Raw genomic sequence first — 24028 nt, forward strand, 5'->3', positions numbered from 1 at the left:
GAAGGCGTAGAGATGGTAATGCCGGGCGACAACATCAAAATGGTTGTTACCCTGATCCACCCGATCGCGATGGACGATGGTCTGCGTTTCGCAATCCGTGAAGGCGGTCGTACCGTTGGCGCGGGCGTGGTTGCTAAAGTTCTCGGCTAATCGCTGATAACATTTGACGCAATGCGCAATAAAAGGGCATCATTTGATGCCCTTTTTGCACGCTTTCACACCAGAACCTGGCTCATCAGTGATTTTATTTGTCATAATCATTGCTGAGACAGGCTCTGAAGAGGGCGTTTATACACCAAACCATTCGAGCGGTAGTGCGACGGCAAATCAGTATCCTTCTTTGCAACAGCAGGGCAGGGGCGACAGAACCGTCAGCGTTGAAGCAATTTGAATAGTTAAGTGTATAATCCGAAACTTAATTTCGGTTTGGATCGCCTCGCCCCCGCGGGGTGAAATTGTTTGTAGAATACTTCTGACAGGTTGGTTTATGAGTGCGAATACCGAAGCTCAAGGGAGCGGGCGCGGCCTGGAAGCGATGAAGTGGATTATCGTTGCCGTGCTGCTGATCGTGGCGATCGTGGGCAACTTCCTTTATCGCGACATTATGCTGGCGGTGCGTGCGCTGGCCGTGGTTATTCTTATTGCTGCTGCCGGTGGCGTCGCGCTGTTGACGACGAAAGGTAAGGCGACCGTTGCTTTTGCTCGCGAAGCGAGAACCGAAGTTCGTAAAGTGATTTGGCCGACTCGCCAGGAAACGCTGCATACTACGCTGATTGTTGCTGCCGTGACTGCAGTAATGTCACTGATCCTGTGGGGACTGGATGGTATTCTGGTTCGCCTGGTCTCCTTTATCACTGGCCTGAGGTTCTGAGATGTCTGAAGCTCCTAAAAAGCGCTGGTACGTCGTTCAGGCGTTTTCCGGTTTTGAAGGTCGCGTAGCCACGTCGCTGCGTGAACATATCAAATTACACAACATGGAAGAGTTATTTGGCGAAGTCATGGTCCCGACCGAAGAAGTGGTTGAGATCCGTGGCGGCCAGCGTCGCAAAAGCGAACGTAAATTCTTCCCGGGCTACGTTCTGGTCCAGATGGTCATGAACGACGCAAGCTGGCACCTGGTGCGCAGCGTACCGCGCGTGATGGGCTTCATCGGCGGTACCTCTGACCGTCCGGCGCCGATCAGCGACAAAGAAGTCGACGCCATCATGAATCGTCTGCAGCAGGTTGGCGATAAGCCGCGTCCGAAAACGCTGTTTGAACCGGGTGAAATGGTTCGCGTTAACGACGGTCCGTTCGCTGACTTTAACGGCGTGGTGGAAGAAGTGGACTATGAGAAGTCCCGCCTGAAAGTTTCCGTTTCTATCTTCGGTCGTGCGACCCCGGTAGAACTGGACTTCAGCCAGGTTGAGAAGGCGTAAGCCGGCGATCAAAAAAGCAGCGATTTAAGCGTTGCATAGGGCGCGAAATTGGCATACAATTTCGCGCCTTTTGTTTTTATGGGCCCGGCCCGTAAAACGATGTTTAATCACGGGGAGCTTCTCTGAAGCGTTAATACCCAATTTGAGGATTTAAGAATGGCTAAGAAAGTCCAAGCCTACGTCAAGCTGCAGGTTGCAGCTGGTATGGCGAACCCGAGCCCGCCGGTCGGCCCAGCACTGGGTCAGCAGGGCGTGAACATCATGGAATTCTGCAAAGCGTTCAACGCCAAAACTGATTCCCTGGAGAAAGGTCTGCCGATCCCGGTTGTTATCACCGTTTACGCTGACCGTTCCTTTACCTTTGTTACCAAGACTCCGCCGGCTGCTGTTCTGCTGAAGAAAGCTGCAGGCATCAAGTCTGGTTCCGGTAAGCCGAACAAAGATAAAGTGGGTAAAATCTCCCGCGCTCAGCTGCAGGAAATCGCGCAGACCAAAGCTGCCGACATGACTGGTGCCGACATTGAAGCGATGACTCGCTCCATCGAAGGTACTGCACGTTCCATGGGCCTGGTAGTGGAGGACTAAGAAATGGCTAAACTGACCAAGCGCATGCGCGTGATCCGTGAGAAAGTTGATGCAACTAAACAGTACGACATCAACGAAGCCATCGCTCTGCTGAAAGAGCTGGCCACCGCTAAATTTACCGAAAGCGTAGACGTTGCCGTTAACCTCGGCATCGACGCGCGTAAATCTGACCAGAACGTCCGTGGCGCAACTGTACTGCCGCACGGTACTGGCCGTTCCGTTCGCGTAGCCGTATTTACCCAGGGCGCAAACGCTGAAGCTGCTAAAGCTGCAGGCGCTGAGCTGGTAGGTATGGAAGATCTGGCTGAGCAGATCAAAAAAGGCGAAATGAACTTTGACGTTGTTATTGCTTCCCCGGATGCAATGCGCGTTGTTGGCCAGCTGGGTCAGGTTCTGGGTCCGCGTGGCCTGATGCCGAACCCGAAAGTGGGTACCGTAACTCCGAACGTTGCTGAAGCGGTTAAAAACGCGAAAGCAGGTCAGGTTCGTTACCGTAACGACAAAAACGGCATCATCCACACCACCATCGGTAAAGTGGACTTTGATGCTGACAAACTGAAAGAAAACCTGGAAGCTCTGCTGGTTGCGCTGAAAAAAGCAAAACCGACTCAGGCGAAAGGCGTGTACATCAAGAAAGTTAGCATCTCCACCACCATGGGTGCAGGTGTTGCAGTAGATCAGGCTGGCCTGAACGCTTCTGCAAACTAATGCCTTTACGTGGGCGGCGAATTTGTCTACAATCTTCGCCCACGTTTGCTAACGATGGTTAGCAGTTAACCGAATTGTTCGTTGGAGCCTGGCCTATCCAGGCCTCCGTCGAAGACCGCAGGTGTTTCGCAAGAAACTTAATCCCCTGCGTAGACGGTGACAGAACGCTAAGATTATTTTTGGATATTCTGGCTTGTTTCTGCTCACCGTATTTAGACGCTCTATTCGTTGAATTGAGTGAAGTGAGTTCCAGAGCATAGGCTCTGGCAAACATCCAGGAGCAAAGCTAATGGCTTTAAATCTTCAAGACAAACAAGCGATTGTTGCTGAAGTCAGCGAAGTAGCCAAAGGCGCGCTGTCTGCAGTAGTTGCGGATTCCCGTGGCGTAACTGTAGATAAAATGACTGAACTGCGTAAAGCAGGTCGTGAAGCTGGCGTATACATGCGTGTTGTTCGTAACACCCTGCTGCGCCGCGTCGTTGAAGGTACTCAGTTCGAGTGCCTGAAAGACACGTTTGTTGGTCCGACCCTGATTGCATACTCTATGGAACACCCGGGCGCTGCTGCTCGTCTGTTCAAAGAGTTCGCGAAAGCGAATGCAAAATTTGAGGTCAAAGCCGCTGCCTTTGAAGGTGAGCTGATCCCGGCGTCGCAGATCGACCGCCTGGCAACTCTGCCGACCTACGAAGAAGCAATTGCACGCCTGATGGCAACCATGAAAGAAGCTTCGGCTGGCAAACTGGTTCGTACTCTGGCTGCTGTACGCGATGCGAAAGAAGCTGCTTAATCGCAGTTATCATTGTAAAGCATTCGCTTACGTATAAACTTATTCTGATATTCAGGAACAATTTAAATGTCTATCACTAAAGATCAAATCATTGAAGCAGTATCCGCTATGTCCGTAATGGACGTTGTTGAGCTGATCTCTGCAATGGAAGAAAAATTCGGTGTTTCCGCTGCTGCTGCTGTAGCTGTAGCTGCTGGCCCGGTTGAAGCTGCTGAAGAAAAAACTGAATTCGACGTAATTCTGAAAGCTGCTGGCGCTAACAAAGTTGCTGTTATCAAAGCAGTACGTGGCGCGACTGGCCTGGGTCTGAAAGAAGCTAAAGACCTGGTAGAATCTGCTCCGGCTGCACTGAAAGAAGGCATCAGCAAAGACGACGCTGAAGCTCTGAAAAAATCTCTGGAAGAAGCTGGCGCTGAAGTTGAAGTTAAATAAGCCAACCCTTCCGGTTGCAGCCTGAGAAATCAGGCTGAGGCTGGTGACTTTTTGGTCACCAGCCTTTTTGCGCTGTAAGGCGCCAGTAGCGTTTCACGCTGTTTGACTACTGGTTTGCCTCTCAATGCTTGTTTCTATCGACGACTTAATATACTGCGACAGGTTAGGGTTCCTGGGCTGTGTAAATCGCAATGAAATGGTTTAAGCGTGATAGCAACAGGCATTGCGGAAAGTGTTCCATTTTCCGGTCAACAAAATAGTGTTGCATAAAAAACTGCCCTCTGCGGGCAGATGGGTCGACTTGTCAGCGAGCTGAGGAACCCTATGGTTTACTCCTATACCGAGAAAAAACGTATTCGTAAGGATTTTGGTAAACGTCCACAAGTTCTGGATGTGCCATATCTCCTTTCTATCCAGCTTGACTCGTTCCAGAAGTTTATCGAGCAAGATCCTGAAGGGCAGTACGGTCTGGAAGCTGCTTTCCGTTCCGTGTTCCCGATTCAGAGCTACAGCGGTAATTCCGAGCTGCAATACGTCAGCTACCGTCTGGGCGAACCGGTTTTTGACGTTAAAGAATGTCAGATCCGTGGCGTGACTTACTCTGCACCGCTGCGCGTAAAACTGCGTCTGGTGATCTACGAGCGCGAAGCGCCGGAAGGCACCGTCAAGGACATTAAAGAACAAGAAGTCTACATGGGCGAAATCCCGCTCATGACCGACAACGGTACCTTCGTCATCAACGGTACCGAGCGTGTTATCGTTTCTCAGCTGCACCGTAGCCCGGGCGTCTTCTTTGACAGTGACAAAGGTAAGACTCACTCATCCGGTAAGGTTCTGTATAACGCACGTATCATCCCTTACCGCGGTTCCTGGCTGGACTTCGAATTCGACCCGAAAGACAACCTGTTCGTTCGTATCGACCGTCGTCGTAAGCTGCCGGCTACCATCATCCTGCGCGCGCTGAATTACACCACTGAGCAGATCCTTGACCTGTTCTTCGAAAAAGTGGTCTTTGAAATTCGCGACAACAAGCTGCAGATGGAGCTGATTCCGGAGCGTCTGCGCGGTGAAACCGCCTCCTTCGATATCGAAGCCAACGGCAAAGTGTACGTTGAGAAAGGCCGTCGCATCACGGCTCGCCATATCCGTCAGCTGGAAAAAGACGATATCAAGCATATCGAAGTGCCGGTTGAATATATCGCGGGCAAAGTGGCGGCTAAAGACTATATCGATGAAGCGACTGGCGAACTGATCTGCCCGGCGAACATGGAGCTGAGCCTGGATCTGCTGGCTAAGCTGAGCCAGTCTGGCCACAAGCGCATCGAAACGCTGTTTACCAACGATCTGGACCACGGTCCATACATCTCTGAAACGGTACGCGTCGACCCGACTAACGATCGTCTGAGCGCGCTGGTAGAAATCTACCGCATGATGCGCCCTGGCGAGCCGCCGACTCGTGAAGCCGCTGAAAGCCTGTTCGAGAACCTGTTCTTCTCCGAAGACCGCTACGATCTGTCCGCGGTTGGTCGTATGAAGTTCAACCGTTCTCTGCTGCGCGACGAAATCGAAGGTTCCGGTATCCTGAGCAAAGACGACATCATCGAAGTGATGAAGAAGCTCATCGATATCCGTAACGGTAAAGGCGAAGTGGACGATATCGACCACCTCGGCAACCGTCGTATCCGTTCCGTTGGCGAAATGGCGGAAAACCAGTTCCGCGTTGGCCTGGTACGTGTAGAACGTGCGGTGAAAGAGCGTCTGTCTCTGGGCGATCTGGATACCCTGATGCCTCAGGATATGATCAACGCCAAGCCGATTTCCGCAGCAGTGAAAGAGTTCTTTGGTTCCAGCCAGCTGTCTCAGTTTATGGACCAGAACAACCCGCTGTCTGAGATCACGCACAAACGTCGTATCTCCGCACTCGGCCCAGGCGGTCTGACCCGTGAGCGCGCAGGCTTCGAAGTTCGAGACGTACACCCGACTCACTACGGTCGCGTATGTCCAATCGAAACGCCTGAAGGTCCGAACATCGGTCTGATCAACTCCCTGTCCGTATACGCGCAGACCAACGAATATGGCTTCCTCGAGACGCCGTATCGTAAAGTGACCGACGGTGTGGTTACCGACGAAATTCACTACCTGTCTGCTATCGAAGAAGGCAACTACGTTATCGCTCAGGCGAACTCCAACCTGGATGAAAACGGCCACTTCGTAGAAGATCTGGTGACCTGCCGTAGCAAAGGCGAATCCAGCTTGTTCAGCCGCGACCAGGTTGACTACATGGACGTATCCACCCAGCAGGTGGTATCCGTCGGTGCGTCCCTGATCCCGTTCCTGGAACACGATGACGCCAACCGTGCATTGATGGGTGCGAACATGCAACGTCAGGCCGTTCCGACTCTGCGCGCTGATAAGCCGCTGGTTGGTACCGGTATGGAACGTGCTGTAGCCGTCGACTCCGGCGTTACTGCCGTTGCTAAGCGCGGCGGTACCGTTCAGTACGTGGATGCTTCCCGTATCGTTATCAAAGTTAACGAAGACGAGATGTACCCGGGCGAAGCGGGTATCGACATCTATAACCTGACCAAATACACCCGTTCTAACCAGAACACCTGCATCAACCAGATGCCTTGCGTGTCCCTGGGCGAACCTATCGAGCGCGGCGACGTGCTGGCCGACGGCCCGTCCACCGACCTCGGTGAGCTGGCGCTGGGTCAGAACATGCGCGTCGCGTTCATGCCGTGGAACGGCTACAACTTCGAAGACTCCATCCTCGTTTCCGAGCGTGTTGTCCAGGAAGACCGTTTCACCACTATCCACATTCAGGAACTGGCGTGCGTGTCCCGTGACACCAAGCTGGGGCCGGAAGAGATCACCGCTGACATCCCGAACGTGGGTGAAGCTGCGCTCTCCAAACTGGATGAGTCCGGTATCGTTTATATCGGTGCGGAAGTGACCGGCGGCGACATTCTGGTTGGTAAGGTTACGCCGAAAGGTGAAACCCAGCTGACGCCGGAAGAGAAACTGCTGCGTGCGATCTTCGGTGAGAAAGCGTCTGACGTTAAAGACTCTTCTCTGCGCGTACCGAACGGTGTCTCTGGTACCGTTATCGACGTTCAGGTCTTTACCCGTGACGGCGTAGAAAAAGACAAACGTGCGCTGGAAATCGAAGAGATGCAGCTGAAGCAGGCCAAAAAAGACCTGTCTGAAGAACTGCAGATCCTCGAAGCCGGTCTGTTCAGTCGTATCTACGCGGTGCTGGTCTCCGGTGGCGTTGAAGCTGAGAAGCTCGACAAACTGCCGCGCGATCGCTGGCTGGAACTGGGCCTGACCGACGAAGAGAAACAAAATCAGCTGGAACAACTGGCTGAGCAGTACGACGAACTGAAACACGAGTTCGAGAAAAAACTCGAAGCGAAACGCCGCAAAATCACCCAAGGCGACGATCTGGCACCGGGCGTGCTGAAGATTGTTAAGGTATACCTGGCCGTTAAACGCCGTATCCAGCCTGGTGACAAGATGGCAGGTCGTCACGGTAACAAGGGTGTTATCTCTAAGATCAACCCGATCGAAGATATGCCGCACGATGCTAACGGTACGCCGGTAGATATCGTCCTGAACCCGCTGGGCGTACCGTCTCGTATGAACATCGGTCAGATCCTGGAAACTCACCTGGGTATGGCTGCGAAAGGCATCGGCGATAAGATCAACGCCATGTTGAAACAGCAGCAGGAAGTCGCGAAACTGCGCGAGTTCATCCAGCGTGCCTACGATCTGGGCGCTGACGTTCGTCAGAAAGTTGACCTGAATACCTTCAGCGATGAAGAAGTTCTGCGTCTGGCTGAAAACCTGCGTAAAGGTATGCCGATCGCAACGCCGGTGTTCGACGGTGCGAAAGAAGCGGAAATTAAAGCGCTGCTGCAGCTGGGCGACCTGCCGACTTCCGGTCAGATCACCCTGTTCGACGGCCGCACCGGTGAGCAGTTCGAGCGTCCGGTAACCGTGGGTTACATGTACATGCTGAAACTGAACCACCTGGTCGACGACAAAATGCACGCGCGTTCCACCGGTTCTTACAGCCTGGTGACTCAGCAGCCGCTGGGTGGTAAGGCGCAGTTCGGTGGTCAGCGCTTCGGTGAGATGGAAGTGTGGGCGCTGGAAGCATACGGCGCAGCCTACACCCTGCAGGAAATGCTCACCGTTAAGTCTGATGACGTGAACGGTCGTACCAAGATGTATAAAAACATCGTGGACGGCAATCACCAGATGGAACCGGGCATGCCGGAATCCTTCAACGTACTGTTGAAAGAAATTCGCTCGCTGGGCATCAACATCGAACTGGAAGACGAGTAATTCTCGCTCAAACAGGTCACTGCTGCCGGGTTAACGCCCGGCAGCGGAATGTGCTAACTCCGACGGGAGCAAATCCGTGAAAGACTTATTAAAGTTTCTGAAAGCGCAAACTAAAACCGAAGAGTTTGATGCGATCAAAATTGCTCTGGCTTCGCCAGACATGATCCGTTCATGGTCTTTCGGTGAAGTTAAAAAGCCGGAAACCATTAACTACCGTACGTTCAAACCTGAGCGTGACGGCCTTTTCTGCGCCCGTATCTTTGGGCCGGTAAAAGACTATGAGTGCCTGTGCGGTAAGTACAAGCGCCTGAAACACCGCGGTGTGATCTGTGAGAAGTGCGGCGTTGAAGTGACCCAGACCAAAGTGCGTCGTGAGCGCATGGGCCACATCGAGCTGGCATGTCCGACTGCGCACATCTGGTTCCTGAAATCCCTGCCGTCCCGTATCGGCCTGCTGCTGGATATGCCGCTGCGCGATATCGAACGTGTACTGTACTTTGAATCCTATGTGGTTATCGAAGGTGGCATGACCAACCTCGAACGCAACCAGATTCTGACCGAAGAACAGTACCTGGACGCGCTGGAAGAGTTCGGTGACGAATTCGACGCGAAGATGGGTGCGGAAGCGATCCAGGCGCTGCTGCGCAATATGGATCTGGAGCAGGAATGCGAGCAGCTGCGTGAAGAGCTGAACGAAACCAACTCCGAAACCAAGCGTAAAAAGCTGACCAAGCGCATCAAGCTGCTGGAAGCCTTCGTACAGTCTGGCAACAAGCCGGAGTGGATGATCCTGACCGTTCTGCCGGTACTGCCGCCAGATCTGCGTCCGCTGGTTCCGCTGGATGGCGGTCGTTTCGCGACGTCTGACCTCAACGATCTGTATCGTCGCGTGATCAACCGTAACAACCGTCTGAAACGTCTGCTGGATCTGGCTGCGCCGGATATCATCGTACGCAACGAAAAACGTATGCTGCAGGAAGCGGTTGACGCCCTGCTGGACAACGGTCGTCGCGGTCGTGCGATCACCGGTTCTAACAAACGTCCTCTGAAATCTTTGGCCGATATGATCAAAGGTAAACAGGGTCGTTTCCGTCAGAACCTGCTCGGTAAGCGTGTTGACTACTCCGGTCGTTCTGTTATCACCGTAGGTCCATACCTGCGTCTGCATCAGTGCGGTCTGCCGAAGAAAATGGCGCTGGAGCTGTTCAAACCGTTCATCTACGGCAAGCTGGAACTGCGTGGCCTGGCCACCACCATCAAAGCCGCTAAGAAAATGGTTGAGCGCGAAGAAGCTGTCGTTTGGGATATCCTGGACGAAGTTATCCGCGAACACCCGGTCCTGCTGAACCGTGCGCCGACCCTGCACCGTCTGGGTATCCAGGCATTCGAACCGGTTCTGATCGAAGGTAAAGCCATCCAGCTGCACCCGCTGGTTTGTGCGGCATACAACGCCGACTTCGATGGTGACCAGATGGCTGTTCACGTACCGCTGACGCTGGAAGCCCAGCTGGAAGCGCGTGCGCTGATGATGTCTACCAACAACATCCTGTCCCCGGCGAACGGCGAACCAATCATCGTTCCGTCTCAGGACGTTGTACTGGGTCTGTACTACATGACCCGTGACAGTGTTAACGCCAAAGGCGAAGGCATGGTGCTGACTGGCCCGAAAGAAGCTGAGCGTATTTATCGCGCCGGCCTGGCCTCTCTGCATGCGCGCGTTAAAGTGCGTATCACTGAATACGAAAAAGACGACAATGGTGAGTTTGTCGCGAAAACCAGCCTGAAAGACACGACCGTTGGCCGTGCCATTCTGTGGATGATCGTACCGAAAGGTCTGCCGTTCTCTATCGTGAACCAGGCGCTTGGTAAGAAAGCGATCTCCAAGATGCTGAACACCTGTTACCGTATTCTGGGCCTGAAACCGACCGTTATTTTCGCGGACCAGACGATGTACACCGGCTTTGCTTACGCAGCGCGTTCAGGTGCATCCGTTGGTATCGATGACATGGTCATCCCGGAGAAAAAATACGAAATCATCAGCGAAGCGGAAGCGGAAGTTGCTGAGATTCAGGAACAGTTCCAGTCCGGTCTGGTGACCGCGGGCGAACGCTACAACAAAGTTATCGATATCTGGGCTGCGGCGAACGATCGTGTATCCAAAGCGATGATGGATAACCTGCAAACCGAAACCGTGATTAACCGTGACGGTCAGGAAGAGCAGCAGGTTTCCTTCAACAGCATCTACATGATGGCCGACTCCGGTGCGCGTGGTTCTGCTGCACAGATTCGTCAGCTGGCCGGTATGCGTGGTCTGATGGCGAAGCCGGATGGCTCCATCATCGAAACGCCGATCACCGCGAACTTCCGTGAAGGTCTGAACGTACTCCAGTACTTCATCTCCACGCACGGTGCGCGTAAAGGTCTGGCGGATACCGCACTGAAAACAGCGAACTCCGGTTACCTGACTCGTCGTCTGGTCGACGTTGCCCAGGACCTGGTCGTCACTGAAGACGACTGCGGCACCCTGGAAGGCATCACTATGACGCCGGTTATCGAAGGTGGCGACGTTAAAGAGCCGCTGCGCGATCGCGTACTGGGTCGTGTGACGGCGGAAGACGTGCTGAAGCCGGGTACTGCGGATATTCTGGTTCCACGCAACACGCTGCTGCACGAGCACTGGTGTGACCTGCTGGAAGCGAACTCCGTTGACTCCGTCAAAGTGCGTTCCGTTGTATCCTGTGACACTGACTTTGGTGTATGTGCGCACTGCTATGGTCGTGACCTGGCGCGTGGCCACATCATCAACAAAGGTGAGGCTATCGGCGTTATCGCGGCACAGTCCATCGGTGAGCCGGGTACACAGCTGACGATGCGTACGTTCCACATCGGTGGTGCGGCATCTCGTGCGGCTGCTGAATCCAGCATCCAGGTGAAAAATAAAGGTAGCATCAAGCTCAGCAATGCGAAGTCGGTTGTGAACTCCAGCGGTAAACTGGTTATCACTTCTCGTAACACCGAGCTGAAGCTGATCGACGAATTCGGTCGTACCAAAGAGAGCTATAAAGTGCCTTACGGCGCGGTTATGGCGAAAGGCGACGGTGAGCAGGTTGCCGGCGGTGAAACCGTCGCAAACTGGGATCCGCACACCATGCCGGTTATCACCGAAGTGAGTGGTTTTATCCGCTTCACTGACATGATCGACGGCCAGACCATTACTCGTCAGACCGACGAGCTGACCGGTCTGTCTTCGCTGGTGGTTCTGGACTCTGCAGAACGTACCGCAGGTGGTAAAGATCTGCGTCCGGCGCTGAAAATCGTTGATGCTCAGGGCAACGACGTTCTGATCCCAGGTACCGATATGCCTGCTCAGTACTTCCTGCCGGGTAAAGCGATTGTTCAGCTGGAAGATGGCGTACAGATCAGCTCTGGTGACACCCTGGCGCGTATTCCGCAGGAATCCGGCGGTACCAAGGACATCACCGGTGGTCTGCCGCGCGTTGCGGACCTGTTCGAAGCACGTCGTCCGAAAGAGCCGGCTATCCTGGCTGAAATCAGCGGTATCATTTCCTTCGGTAAAGAAACCAAAGGGAAACGTCGCCTGGTTATCACCCCGGTAGACGGTAGCGAGCCGTACGAAGAGATGATTCCGAAATGGCGTCAGCTCAACGTGTTCGAAGGTGAACGTGTAGAACGTGGTGACGTAGTTTCCGACGGTCCGGAAGCACCGCACGACATTCTGCGTCTGCGTGGCGTACATGCTGTGACCCGTTACATCGTTAACGAAGTCCAGGACGTATACCGTCTGCAGGGCGTTAAGATTAACGATAAGCACATCGAAGTTATCGTTCGTCAGATGCTGCGTAAAGCCACCATCGAAAGCGCAGGCAGCTCCGACTTCCTCGAAGGCGAGCAGGTGGAATACTCCCGCGTCAAGATCGCAAACCGCGAACTGGAAGCGAACGGCAAAGTGGGCGCAACGTTCTCCCGCGATCTGCTGGGTATCACCAAAGCGTCTCTGGCCACCGAGTCCTTCATCTCCGCGGCATCGTTCCAGGAGACCACTCGCGTGCTGACCGAAGCAGCCGTTGCGGGCAAACGCGACGAACTGCGCGGTCTGAAAGAGAACGTCATCGTGGGTCGTCTGATCCCGGCCGGTACCGGTTATGCGTACCACCAGGATCGTATGCGCCGTCGCGCTGCTGGCGAACTGCCGGCGGCACCGCAGGTGAGCGTGGAAGAAGCATCTGCCAACCTGGCAGAGCTGCTGAACGCAGGTCTGGGCGGTTCTGACAACGATTAATCGTTGATGCACTGCTAAAAAGCCGGTCAGGTTTCCTGACCGGCTTTTTTATTGCCTGTTCTCCGCAGTCCCCGTCTTTAATTACATTTACGCCATATCCAGGATGCAATTTTTTAGCAATTAATTCATAAAAAATATCCTTTAGCCTTGCACCTCAAAAACCTTTCTTTATATATGGGTAAAACTTCTACTCATATCAAAAAATAAACAATTCAAAGAGGATATATTCAAAATACCTGATGAATCATGGGATTACTGCTGCTGCTTTATCTTCGGCGCGACGGCTCTGGAGAGGGAACGCTGCATCTCATGCTTCCCCCAACAAGGCGCAGAAATAATCCCGGCAGGCAGGTAGGGATCATTACTTTAGGTCTGAGCGGACAGGCTCTGGGGGCTGCATGGAATTCGCGATACAACTCATTATTATCTTAATTTGTCTGTTTTATGGTGCCCGAAAAGGCGGTATTGCGCTGGGGCTGCTGGGCGGCATCGGTTTAGTGATCCTCGTCTTTGTTTTTCATCTCCAGCCGGGTAAACCGCCGGTTGATGTGATGCTGGTGATCATTGCGGTGGTGGCCGCCTCGGCGACGCTGCAGGCGTCCGGCGGCCTGGATGTCATGTTGCAGATTGCCGAGAAGCTGCTGCGGCGAAACCCAAAATATGTCTCTATTGTGGCGCCTTTCGTCACCTGCACGCTGACTATCCTCTGCGGTACCGGTCACGTGGTGTATACCATCCTGCCGATTATCTACGATGTGGCGATTAAGAATAACATTCGCCCGGAGCGTCCGATGGCCGCCAGCTCCATTGGCGCCCAGATGGGGATCATCGCCAGCCCGGTCTCGGTGGCGGTGGTCTCGCTGGTGGCGATGCTGGGGAATTTTACCTTTAACGGTAAACATCTGGAGTTTCTCGATCTGCTGGCGATAACCATTCCTTCCACACTGCTGGGCATTTTAGCCATTGGCATCTTCAGCTGGTTCCGTGGCAAAGATCTGGATAAAGACGAAGCCTTCCAGGCGTTTATTGCGGTACCGGAGAACCGCCATTACGTCTATGGCGATACGGCGACGCTGCTGGATAGAAAGTTGCCCACCAGCAACTGGATAGCGATGTGGATTTTTCTGGCCTCCATCGCTGTGGTGGCGCTGCTCGGCGCCTTCTCTGAACTGCGCCCGACCTTTGACGGTAAACCGCTGTCGATGGTGCTGGTGATCCAGATGTTTATGCTGCTCTCCGGGGCGCTGATCATCATCATTACTAAAACCAACCCGGCATCGATTTCCAAAAATGAGGTCTTTCGTTCGGGAATGATCGCTATCGTCGCGGTGTACGGCATCGCCTGGATGGCGGAGACCATGTTTGGCGCTCACATGACCGAAATTAAAGGCGTGCTCGGGGAGATGGTCAAAGAGTATCCATGGGCCTATGCCATCGTGCTGCTGCTGGTTTCGAAGTTTGTAAACTCGCAGGCGGCAGCGCTGGCGGCGATTGTTCCGGTGGCCCTGGCCATCGGCGTCGACCCGGCCTATATCGTGGCTTCTGCGCCGGCCTGCTATGGCTACTATATTCTGCCGACCTACCCCAGCGATCTGGCGGCGATCCAGTTTGACCGCTCAGGGACCACCCATATTGGCCGCTTTGTGATTAACCACAGCTTTATCCTGCCCGGGCTCATCGGCGTTGGCGTCTCCTGCGTTTTTGGCTGGGTATTCGCTGCGATGTACGGCTTTCTGTAAGCGGGGACGGGCGCCGGCAGCGACGCCCGTTCAATTCGAGAGATTATTGCGCGAGGGGCAGGCGACGGTATAGTTCAATCATATCGGTCGCCAGATCCTGAATGACCATGGCGTTCATCAGATGGTCCTGAGAATGCACGGTGATCAGGTTGACCGGTAGCTTACCGCTGCCTTCATCCAGGCCGATAAGCTGGGTCTGAATTTTATGCGCATGTTTGACGAACTCATGGGACTCGGCCATGGCCTGCTCCGCTGCGGCAAAATCGCCTTTCCGCGCCAGCTGTAGCGCCGTCAGCGCCGCGCTGCGCGCAGAACCCGCGTTAACCAGCAGCTCCATGATGATCGTTTCTAAATCTTCCATCGATTACTCCAGCATCTTAAGGGCTTTATCCAGAACGGCATCACCTTTCATCATGCCGTAGTCCATCATATCGATCACGGCGACCTTTTTGCCGAACGGGTCGGCAAGCGCCTGCAGCTTCGCCTGCTCATATTTCACCTGCGGGCCGAGCAGAATAATGTCGGCGGCGGCCAGATTATCTTTAAACTCGGCGACCGGTACGGCCTTGATTGAGACCTCAACACCTTTCTTCTGCGCGGCATCTTGCATACGCTGAACCAGCATGCTGGTAGACATACCGGCGGCACAGCACAAAACGATATTCTTCATAGTCAGTGGCCCTTGTGTTCCGTGATGTCTTATGTTTATCGCGGCCCTGGCGATGCGACAACCGCTTTACCGTGATTGTGTGTAAGTCATCACACAAAAATTGAAACCGGTTTCATTTTTGCCGGAAAAAATAAAAAAGCCCACCGAAGTGGGCGGTTGCGGCGCTAAAGTCCTAGGCGCGCAGGATACGGTTTTTACCCTGCTGTTTGGCTTTGTACAGCGCTTCATCGACGCTCACCACCAGTTTATCCAGCGGCTCCATGTTCCATTCCCCCAGCCCGGCGCTGAAGGTGACCGTCAGGCCATCTTCGCGCCAGGTGCGCCGTTCGACGTTTACCCGCCATGTTTCCAGCAGCGTGCGGGCGTTATCAATATGTTCGGCAGGAAAGACCACCGCGAACTCTTCACCACCATAGCGATAGAGGGATATCTCCAGCGGCTGGAGGACCTGCAGCCCTTCGCGGGCGACGTTACGCAGAACGATATCGCCGTTGAGGTGACCCCAGGTGTCGTTGATCGATTTAAAGTTATCGATATCGACCAGCGCGAGGGCGAACGGCTGATGATCGTTCATCAGCGCGGCAATATCGCTGTCGAAGGCGCGGCGGTTCTTGCAGCCGGTGAGCGCGTCAATGGTCGCCTGGCGGACGTAGGTCAGTTCGCGCTGCTTATTGGTTTCAATGGCTTTACTCAGCATCGCCTCGAGGCGTGGGGCGCGTTTGACGTCGCCGGTTTTAATCGCATTGATGATATTCATCAGCACGGTGCGGGAGGCATGACGCAGATAAAGGCCGAACAGGATGATGATGATCGCCGCGAGGGCGAAACCGCCGATCACTAAATTGGTTTCATGGCGCGTCAGATTAACCAGGGTAGTGTTATCGACACGGAAAATCACAAACCAGTCGGGATTGGTAAAGGAGTAATAGTAATACCAGGTGTCGCTCCCGGGATCGTAAAGCTGCCCCTCGCCGCTGGTCATTTTATCCATCAGCTCATTACTGACGAAGGGTTTAAACAGCGCGCCAGGGTCGGAGTGCAGGACCACTTTGCCATCACGCTGCACCACAAAAAACTCGCCCTGTACGGGGGCCACCATCTGGCGCAGCGCGAACCCCATGGAGGTGAGATCGAGATGAAAGGCCAGGCTGCCCTTGAGTTTCCCCTCCGGGGTGATGATGGGTTTGAAAATGGTAATCGTCGGATGGTGGGTAAAAAAATCCATATATGGGCTGGTGTAGTGGCTGAAGGTGCTGGCTTCCGCCTGTTTGATAAACCAGGGTCGCGTTCTGGGATCGAAAGCCTGACTGTCTTCATTTTCCAGCACCTCCGGGGCGCGCAGATAGTGGCCCTCGGTATCCGCCAGCGAGATGGATGAGACGCTCGGCATCATGTTCTGTAACTGCATCAGCGTCGTTAACCCTTTCTCCGGTTCCACATTGACTGCGCGATTCAGTTCGTCATTGCGGGCAAAGAAGGCGACCGCGCGCCCAAGGATAAAATCATTTTCCCGCAGCAGGGTTTCCGTGTAGTTGATCGCCAGGTTGTGGGTAAAGTTGCGGTTAATGTCGTGATAATCTTCAAGAAAATCTTTTCGCTGCGCCAGGGTGACAAAAATAGCGATCAGCATAAAACTGAGCAAGATGCCGGCAAACCCCACGACGATCGGCGTCGTGAAAGAGAGCTTTCTGTTGTGTAGAGCCATGAATCGTTAATCGTCCCGGATGTATAAACCATGGGTCCGAACGCAGGTTGCGACTGCGACGCCTGCCGATCGAATCAGTTAACTATTGCTCAATTATAACTCTGAGGCCTTCATGTATCGTGATTTATATTCGGCGACAATGAACAGGCCCTCGATCAGCGCGGAGAGGCAGGGCGAAAATGAGGAAGAAAAGGTTCGCCCTGGTCAGCGTCCGCTGCTGACCCGGGCAGAATAGAAAAAGGGCGCCTGGCGGGCCAGCCTCCGTTTTTCATCTCTCGTGCAGGCGCGCAAAAATATCAGGCGCTTACACTGTACATCATGAGGTTTGCGAGGCGCGTCCCAGCCAGCTGTCCCAGTCTTTCCACACCGGCTGCAGGCCGCGGGCAGCCAGCGCGCTGGCGACTTCTTCAGGCCGACGGTCATCGTGCGGCGCGAACTGCTCAAGCTCCGGATGGTCGTCGGCGTAACCCCCGGGCTGGGTTTTGGAGAAGGCGCTGACGTTATTGATCGCCAGCGGGATCACCCGGTCGCGGAACCAGGGGGACTCGCGGGTGGATAGCGATAGCTCAACCTCCGGCGCCAGCAGGCGGAAGGCGCAGATGGTCTGCACCAGCTGACGCTCATCCATTAGCGAGGCCGGTTCAATGCCGCCGGCGCAGGGACGCAGACGCGGGAAGGAGACCGAATAGCGGCTGCGCCAGTAGCGTTGCTGCAGCCATAACAGGTGCTCAGCGACCATAAAGCAGTCCACCCGCCAGCTGTCGGAAAGGCCGATCAGCGCGCCAAGGCCGATCTTATCGATCCCCGCCTCGCCCAGGCGATCCGGCGTATCCAGCCGCCAGAAGAAATCCTGCTTTTTCCCTTTCAGGTGGTGCTGAGCGTACATGCTTTCGTGATAGGTCTCCTGATAGACCATCACCCCGTCGAGCCCCAGGGTTTTCAGCTCGGCATACTCGTCGGTCGCCAGCGGCTGCACCTCCATATGCAGCGAGGCAAACTGGCTGCGGATTGCCGGCAGGTGCTGGCGGAAATAATCCATTCCCACCTTGCCCTGATGCTCACCGGTCACCAGCAGCAGATGCTCAAAGCCCAGGTCGCGGATCGCGGCGCACTCGCGGGCAATCTCGGCAGCATCCAGCGTCTTGCGCTTAATGCGGTTGCTCATCGAGAAGCCGCAGTAGGTGCAGTCGTTGGCGCACAGGTTGGAAAGATACAGCGGCACGTAGAAGCTGACGGTATTGCCGAAGCGCTGACGGGTAAGCCGCTGCGCGCGCTGGGCCAGAGGTTCAAGATACCCGGCCGCCGCCGGCGAAAGCAGGGCCATCATGTCGTCGCGGGTCAGCTGTTTGGCCGCCAGCGCCCGTTCGACATCGGCGGCGGTTTTACCGTTGATGCGCAGGCGGATGTCGTCCCACTCCAGCTGCCGCCAGCGATCGCTGAAGGTTTTCATGCCAGCGCCTCCAGGAATCCGGTGAGCGGGCTGGTGGCCTGCGCCTGCGCGCTGCGCGCCCCCGGTCCGGCCTGACGGGCCAGCAAGCCGGCCTCGACCGCCATACGGAAAGCGTGGGCCATGGCCACGGGATCGTCGGCGACGGCAATAGCGGTATTGACCAGCACCGCGTCCGCGCCCATTTCCAGCGCCTGCGCCGCATGGCTTGGGACGCCGATGCCGGCGTCGACCACCACCGGCACCGTCGCCTGCTCGATAATAATCTCCAGCATGGCTTTGGTTTCCAGCCCCTGATTGGAGCCGATCGGCGCGCCCAGGGGCATCACCGCCGCGCAGCCAGCCTCTTCCAGCCGTTTACACAGCACCGGGTCGGCACCGCAGTAGGGCAGCACCACGAACCCTTCGCGGACCAGCAGCTCCGCCGCTTTCAGGGTTTCAATCGGGTCGGGCAGCAGCCAGCGGGCGTCCGGGTGGATCTCCAGTTTCAGCCAGTGGGTGCCCAAGGCTTCCCGTGCCAGGCGGGCGGCAAACACCGCCTCTTCCGCTGTCTTGGCGCCCGAGGTATTCGGCAGCAGGCTGACTCCCGCCGCCAGCAGCGGGGCGAGGATGGCGTCATTGTGCTGACGTAAATCGACGCGCTTCATCGCCAGGGTGACCAGCTGGCTGCCCGAGGCGCGAATCGCCTCAACCATCACCTCCGGGGCGGCGAATTTGCCGGTACCGGTGAAAAGATGGGATTCAAATGTTTTGTCTGCAATACGTAACATGTCAGCCTCCAGCGATAACCTGAAAAAGCAGGACTCGATCGCCTTCCTGCAAGAGATGATCTTCCCACCGGTCGCGCGGCAGAATGTGTTGATTGAGCGCCAGCGCGACGCCCGGCTGCAGCTGTTCGAGCTGGGTCAGCAGGGCGCTGACGCTGAGCTTGTCGGCGCACGCCAGCGGCTCGTCGTTAAACCAGATCTGCATGCCGCCCTCCGCAAATCGGGCAGCCCCGGGAACGCTGTAGCGCCAGGTTACGCCAGTTGCTGGTGCGGGCGTCGAACAGCCGCAGAGTGTTGCGCGGCGTCGTCATGCCGCTGAGCAGCTTAATGGCCTCCAGCGCCTGCAGCGTGCCCATCATGCCGACCACCGGGCCGACGATCCCCGCGGTGCGGCAGTTGCGCTGCGGTTCGTCGCTATCCGGCCACAGGCAGCGATAGCAGCCCTGCGTCCAGGGGGGGGTGAGCACCATCAGCTGACCGCCGAAGCCGACGGCGCTTGCGGTCACTAACGGGATGTCGAGGGCCACGCAGGCGGCATTGATCGCCTGGCGGGTGACCATGTTATCGGTACAGTCCAGCACCACGTCCGCTTTCTCCACCTCGGCGCGCAGCGCCTCGCCGCTTAATCGCTGCTGGAGCGCAACCAGTTTGATCTGCGGATTTAGCTGGCTGAGCCGCGTCTTTGCCGCCGCGGCTTTTGGCCGATCGATATCCGCGCTGGTGAACAGGATCTGCCGCTGCAGATTGCTGAGATGCACGGCGTCGTCATCGGCCAGGGTCAGCGTCCCGACGCCAGCCCCGGCCAGATAGAGCGCCGCCGGGGAGCCCAGCCCGCCAAGGCCGATAATCAGCACCCGGCTGGCTAACAGCTTCTGCTGCCCCTCGATGGCGATATCCTCCAGCAGCAGCTGACGGCTATAGCGCATAAAGTCGTGATCATTCATCGCCCGCTCCCGCCAGCGCCAGCAGCTGGTCGGTCGCTGCCCGCCAGTCCGCCGCCTGGGTGATGGCGCTGACCACTGCGATGCTGCCGACGCCGGTCGCCAGCACCGCCGGGGCCTTTTCAAGGCTAATTCCGCCGATCGCCACGGTGGGGTAATCCGCCAGGCGTTGGATATGTCTGGCAAGCTGCTCGAGCCCCTGCGGCGCGGAGGGCATCTGTTTGGTTTGCGTCGGGAAGACGTGACCCAGGGCGATGTAAGAGGGGCGCGCCGCCAGGGCGACATCAATCTCCATATCGTCATGGGTGGAGACGCCCAGACGTAGCCCGGCTTGGCGGATGGCGCTCAGATCGGTGGTTTCCAGATCTTCTTGTCCGAGATGCACGCCGTAGGCCTGGTGCTTGATCGCCAGTCGCCAGTAATCGTTAATGAACAGCCGGGCGTGATAGCGGCGGCCAAGGGCGATGGCGGCGATGACGTCATCCTCCACCTCGCTGTCGCGTCGGTCTTTGATGCGTAACTGAAGAGTACGTACCCCGGCTTTGAGCAGGCGCTCAATCCACGCCACGCTGTCCACTACCGGGTAGAGTCCGAGACGAAACGGGACGGGTGGAAAATCAGGCTGATACATCAGACTTCCTCCTGTTTCAGGTAGATTTCGCCGCCGCGGGCGCGGAAGTGATGCGACATATCGGCCATGCCGGCGTCGATGGCCTGTCTGGCGGCGTAATCGCGGACTTCCTGAGTGATCTTCATTGAGCAGAATTTCGGACCGCACATGGAGCAGAAGTGGGCAACTTTGCCGGATTCCTGCGGCAGGGTTTCATCGTGATAGGCCCGGGCGGTAAACGGATCCAGCGCGAGGTTAAACTGGTCTTCCCAGCGGAATTCAAAGCGCGCCTTCGACATGGCGTTATCGCGGATCTGCGCCCCGGGGTGACCTTTCGCCAGGTCGGCGGCGTGGGCGGCGATTTTGTAGGTAATCAACCCCTGCTTCACATCCTCTTTGTTGGGCAGGCCGAGATGCTCTTTTGGCGTGACATAGCACAGCATGGCGCAGCCGAACCAGCCGATCATCGCCGCGCCGATGCCGGAGGTGAAATGGTCGTAGCCCGGCGCAATGTCGGTGGTGAGCGGCCCGAGGGTGTAGAACGGCGCTTCGTGGCAGTGCTCCAGCTCCTCGGTCATATTGCGGCGGATCATCTGCATCGGCACGTGGCCGGGGCCCTCGATCATCACCTGCACGTCATACTCCCAGGCGATTTTCGTCAGCTCGCCGAGGGTGCGCAGCTCGGAGAACTGCGCTTCGTCGTTGGCATCCTGAATGGAGCCGGGGCGCAGGCCATCGCCCAGCGACAGCGACACGTCATAGGCGGCGCAGATTTCGCAGATTTCGCGGAAATGCTGGTAGAGAAAGTTTTCCTGATGGTGCGACAGGCACCATTTGGCCATGATTGAGCCGCCGCGCGAAACGATGCCGGTCAGACGCTTCGCGGTCATCGGGACGTAGCGCAGCAGTACGCCGGCGTGAATGGTGAAGTAGTCGACGCCCTGTTCGGCCTGTTCCAGCAGGGTATCGCGGAAGGCTTCCCAGGTGAGATTCTCGGCGATGCCGTTGACTTTCTCCAGCGCCTGGTAAATCGGTACGGTGCCGATCGGTACCGGACTGTTTCGCAGGATCCACTCGCGGGTTTCGTGGATATAGCGGCCGGTGGAGAGATCCATCACCGTATCGGCGCCCCAGCGGGTGGACCAGACCAGCTTCTCGACCTCTTCTTCGATGGAGGAGGTCACCGCCGAGTTGCCGATATTAGCATTCACTTTTACCAGGAAGTTGCGGCCGATAATCATCGGCTCAGACTCCGGGTGGTTGATATTGGCCGGGATGATGGCGCGCCCGGCGGCCACTTCATCACGGACGAACTCAGGGGTAATGTTTTCCGGCAGGCGGGCGCCGAAGCCTTCGCCGGCATGCTGCTGGCGCAGAACTTCGCTGCGAATACGTTCGCGGCCCATGTTTTCGCGAATGGCGATGAACTCCATCTCCGGGGTGACGATCCCCTGGCGGGCGTAGTGCAGTTGGGTAACACATTTGCCGGCAACGGCGCGTTTTGGCTTCAGCTGGCTATTGAAGCGCAGCTCATCAAGGCCGTCATCGGCCAGCCGCGCTTTGGTATAGGCCGAGCTGCGTTCGCTGAGCGGGGCGCAGTCATTGCGCGCGTCGATCCACGGCTGGCGCAGCCTGGCAAGCCCCTGGCGGACATTAATGCCAATATCCGGGTCGCCATAAGGTCCGGAGGTGTCATACACAGGGATCGGTTCGTTGGCTTCGTACTGTGGGTTATCGTTATCGCCGCCGACGAGGGTTGGGCTGAGCTGGATTTCACGCATTGGGACGCGGATATCCGCTTGTGAACCTTGAATGTAGATACGGCGCGAATTAGGGAAAGCAGCGCCTTCCAGCGTATCGATAAATCGCTGCGCGTGCTCGCGTAGCTCACGACGGGTCAGTTTGGTAGTAGACATAGCGCATTCCAGATGAAAAGGACATGGCTTGTCAGACGACGGATGGAGTAACAGATGCGATCGGCCCTGACGGACTGACGCGAACAGCAGTTTACTCTTGTTCCCTTCGCAGGTATTAGCCTGATCAGGTTCCGCGGATCCCGAATTAACGGTCTCAGCCTTTTCCACGTTAGCCTTCACATGGAAAATAAGCACTCCGACAAGATGACATCCCCTCCGGAGAGGGGGAATGAAGGTAAACTACTCGTTAATTGCGCACAACTCAAGCGGTCGGGGCAATATTATCGCGCACCTCATCGTTCAGATGATGGGCGACGGCGAGGGCGATCAGTTTATCTTCCAGGGCGAAACGCGCTTCCAGCGACTCGCCGATATCCGACAGCGCCTGCTGAAACTCAAGGTAGTTATCATGATCAATGGCGTTTTCGAGGCAGGTATCGTAGTAGTCCATCATCTGCTGGGTATTGGCTTCCAGCTGCGGGTAAAGCCGGGTGGCGGCTAAAAGTGGGGTATCGCCTTCCATTTCGCCAATAATGCGTTCATAAATACTAAAATGACCGGACGAGAGGTAATCCACCAGACTTTGGCAAAAGTCATCCAGCGCCTTTTCGTTTAGCCGCATAAACGACTCTTTGCCCGGTTTCAGGCCAACCAGATTGTAGTAAGCCACGAGCAGATGCTTACGCACTTGTAGCCAGCGATCGACCAGTTCATTACTACCGCCAACGCGCTCCGTCAGATTTTCCAGCTGGTTTAGCATGATTGACTCCGCTAGTTTTGATTTAAATCTGCTCACCAAAAATGTAAATATAATGTTAACAACATGCCAGTGAAGCAAAGGTAGTGCAATAGATATGGATCGTATTATTGAAAAATTAGATCGCGGCTGGTGGGTTGTCAGTCACGAACAAAAATTATGGTTGCCAGGTGGAGAATTACCACATGGCGAAGCGGTTAATTTCGATCTTGTCGGCCAGCATGCGCTGCATATCGGCGAATGGCAGGGCGATCCGGTGTGGATGGTGCGCCAGGATCGCCGCCATGACATGGGATCGTTACGCCAGGTGCTGGATCAGGATCCGGGACTCTTTCAGCTGGCGGGACGGGGGATCCAGCTCGCCGAATTTTATCGATCGCATAAATTTTGCGGCTACTGCGGTCACCCGATGCATGCCAGTAAAAGCGAATGGGCGATGCTGTGCAGCCACTGTCGTGAACGTTACTACCCGCAAATTGCCCCGTGCATTATCGTCGCTATCCGTCGCGACGATGCGATCCTGCTGGCGCAACATACCCGACATCGCAATGGGGTACACACCGTGCTGGCCGGGTTCGTCGAGGTCGGCGAAACCCTCGAGCAGGCCGTTGCCCGTGAGGTGATGGAGGAGAGCGGTATCCGGGTGAAAAATCTGCGCTACGTGACTTCTCAACCGTGGCCGTTCCCGCAGTCGCTGATGACTGCCTTTATGGCGGATTACGCGGAGGGCGATATCGTGGTGGATAAAAAAGAGTTACTCAGCGCGGACTGGTACCGCTATGACGATCTGCCGCTTCTGCCGCCGCCGGGGACGGTGGCGCGCCGGCTTATCGAAGATACCGTCGCGATGTGTCGGGCAGAGTTCGAGTGACATGTTACACTGGGCGTATCAA

General features: G+C 55.9%; 20 protein-coding genes, 1 pseudogene and 1 riboswitch. Of the genes and pseudogenes, 11 read left to right on the forward strand and 10 right to left on the reverse strand.

The window, feature by feature from the left end:
- The 10 genes and pseudogenes from tuf to dcuB form a co-directional block, all read left to right on the forward strand.
- A pseudogene (tuf, locus tag L2I46_RS25950) lies at positions 1-150 on the forward strand (elongation factor Tu); the annotation flags it as partial.
- A 337-nt stretch (positions 151-487) separates the two neighbouring features.
- Positions 488-871, forward strand: a complete 384-nt coding sequence (gene secE, locus L2I46_RS25955) for a preprotein translocase subunit SecE (RefSeq protein ID WP_002883772.1) — start codon at positions 488-490, stop codon at positions 869-871.
- 1 nt (position 872) lies between these two features.
- Complete coding sequence (gene nusG / locus L2I46_RS25960) at positions 873-1418, forward strand: transcription termination/antitermination protein NusG (RefSeq protein WP_001287521.1); 546 nt, start codon at positions 873-875, stop codon at positions 1416-1418.
- Between the two features lie 156 nt (positions 1419-1574).
- Positions 1575-2003, forward strand: a complete 429-nt coding sequence (gene rplK / locus L2I46_RS25965; RefSeq protein ID WP_002884034.1) for a 50S ribosomal protein L11 — start codon at positions 1575-1577, stop codon at positions 2001-2003.
- Positions 2004-2006: 3 nt separating this feature from the next.
- Positions 2007-2711 (forward strand): 50S ribosomal protein L1, encoded by a 705-nt coding sequence (gene rplA, locus L2I46_RS25970; RefSeq protein WP_002884036.1) that lies wholly within the window; start codon positions 2007-2009, stop codon positions 2709-2711.
- Positions 2712-3000: 289 nt separating this feature from the next.
- Positions 3001-3498: a 50S ribosomal protein L10 gene (rplJ, locus tag L2I46_RS25975; protein WP_001207203.1), complete on the forward strand. Its 498-nt coding sequence runs from the start codon at positions 3001-3003 to the stop codon at positions 3496-3498.
- Positions 3499-3564: 66 nt separating this feature from the next.
- A complete protein-coding gene (gene rplL / locus L2I46_RS25980) occupies positions 3565-3930 on the forward strand; it encodes a 50S ribosomal protein L7/L12 (protein WP_002884142.1) in 366 nt (121 codons plus the stop codon).
- A 324-nt stretch (positions 3931-4254) separates the two neighbouring features.
- Positions 4255-8283, forward strand: a complete 4029-nt coding sequence (gene rpoB / locus L2I46_RS25985) for a DNA-directed RNA polymerase subunit beta (RefSeq protein WP_004206758.1) — start codon at positions 4255-4257, stop codon at positions 8281-8283.
- Positions 8284-8359: 76 nt separating this feature from the next.
- Positions 8360-12583: a DNA-directed RNA polymerase subunit beta' gene (gene rpoC / locus L2I46_RS25990; RefSeq protein WP_023291591.1), complete on the forward strand. Its 4224-nt coding sequence runs from the start codon at positions 8360-8362 to the stop codon at positions 12581-12583.
- Between the two features lie 398 nt (positions 12584-12981).
- The gene (gene dcuB / locus L2I46_RS25995) at positions 12982-14322 is read left to right on the forward strand and encodes an anaerobic C4-dicarboxylate transporter DcuB (RefSeq protein ID WP_032454532.1); all 1341 of its coding nucleotides are present in this window, start codon (positions 12982-12984) and stop codon (positions 14320-14322) included.
- A 43-nt stretch (positions 14323-14365) separates the two neighbouring features.
- On the opposite strand, the gene L2I46_RS26000 is transcribed toward dcuB, so the two are convergent.
- From L2I46_RS26000 to L2I46_RS26045, 10 genes are all read right to left on the reverse strand, one after another.
- Positions 14366-14683, reverse strand: a complete 318-nt coding sequence (locus L2I46_RS26000) for a PTS lactose/cellobiose transporter subunit IIA (RefSeq protein WP_004206755.1) — start codon at positions 14681-14683, stop codon at positions 14366-14368.
- A 3-nt stretch (positions 14684-14686) separates the two neighbouring features.
- Positions 14687-14992: a PTS sugar transporter subunit IIB gene (locus tag L2I46_RS26005; protein ID WP_002884150.1), complete on the reverse strand. Its 306-nt coding sequence runs from the start codon at positions 14990-14992 to the stop codon at positions 14687-14689.
- A 172-nt stretch (positions 14993-15164) separates the two neighbouring features.
- A complete protein-coding gene (locus tag L2I46_RS26010) occupies positions 15165-16697 on the reverse strand; it encodes a sensor domain-containing diguanylate cyclase (protein ID WP_017901111.1) in 1533 nt (510 codons plus the stop codon).
- A 316-nt stretch (positions 16698-17013) separates the two neighbouring features.
- Positions 17014-18147 (reverse strand): 2-iminoacetate synthase ThiH, encoded by a 1134-nt coding sequence (gene thiH / locus L2I46_RS26015; protein ID WP_023291594.1) that lies wholly within the window; start codon positions 18145-18147, stop codon positions 17014-17016.
- Positions 18144-18914 carry a thiazole synthase gene (thiG, locus tag L2I46_RS26020; protein WP_004206751.1) on the reverse strand — a complete coding sequence of 257 codons (771 nt, stop codon included), beginning with the start codon at positions 18912-18914 and terminating at the stop codon, positions 18144-18146. Before thiG ends, thiH begins: the two co-directional genes overlap by 4 nt.
- Position 18915: 1 nt before the next feature.
- A complete protein-coding gene (gene thiS, locus L2I46_RS26025) occupies positions 18916-19116 on the reverse strand; it encodes a sulfur carrier protein ThiS (protein ID WP_032454535.1) in 201 nt (66 codons plus the stop codon).
- Positions 19100-19855: a thiazole biosynthesis adenylyltransferase ThiF gene (thiF, locus tag L2I46_RS26030; protein ID WP_032454536.1), complete on the reverse strand. Its 756-nt coding sequence runs from the start codon at positions 19853-19855 to the stop codon at positions 19100-19102. Before thiF ends, thiS begins: the two co-directional genes overlap by 17 nt.
- Complete coding sequence (gene thiE / locus L2I46_RS26035; RefSeq protein ID WP_032454537.1) at positions 19848-20483, reverse strand: thiamine phosphate synthase; 636 nt, start codon at positions 20481-20483, stop codon at positions 19848-19850. The genes thiF and thiE overlap by 8 nt, the downstream gene beginning before the upstream one ends.
- Entirely contained in the window at positions 20483-22378 is a 1896-nt protein-coding gene (gene thiC, locus L2I46_RS26040; RefSeq protein WP_023291597.1) for a phosphomethylpyrimidine synthase ThiC, read from the reverse strand. Before thiC ends, thiE begins: the two co-directional genes overlap by 1 nt.
- Positions 22379-22462: 84 nt before the next feature.
- Positions 22463-22587, reverse strand: a riboswitch (TPP riboswitch).
- Positions 22588-22640: 53 nt separating this feature from the next.
- On the reverse strand, positions 22641-23138 hold the full coding sequence (locus L2I46_RS26045) for an Rsd/AlgQ family anti-sigma factor (protein ID WP_023291598.1): 498 nt from the start codon (positions 23136-23138) through the stop codon (positions 22641-22643).
- A 94-nt stretch (positions 23139-23232) separates the two neighbouring features.
- Between L2I46_RS26045 and nudC the strand changes: the two genes are divergently transcribed.
- Entirely contained in the window at positions 23233-24006 is a 774-nt protein-coding gene (nudC, locus tag L2I46_RS26050; RefSeq protein ID WP_023291599.1) for an NAD(+) diphosphatase, read from the forward strand.
- The last annotated feature ends 22 nt before the right edge of the window (positions 24007-24028 follow it).

The organism is Klebsiella sp. 2019SCSN059 (assembly GCF_021739525.1).
GTDB classification, from domain to species: Bacteria; Pseudomonadota; Gammaproteobacteria; order Enterobacterales; family Enterobacteriaceae; genus Klebsiella; species Klebsiella quasipneumoniae.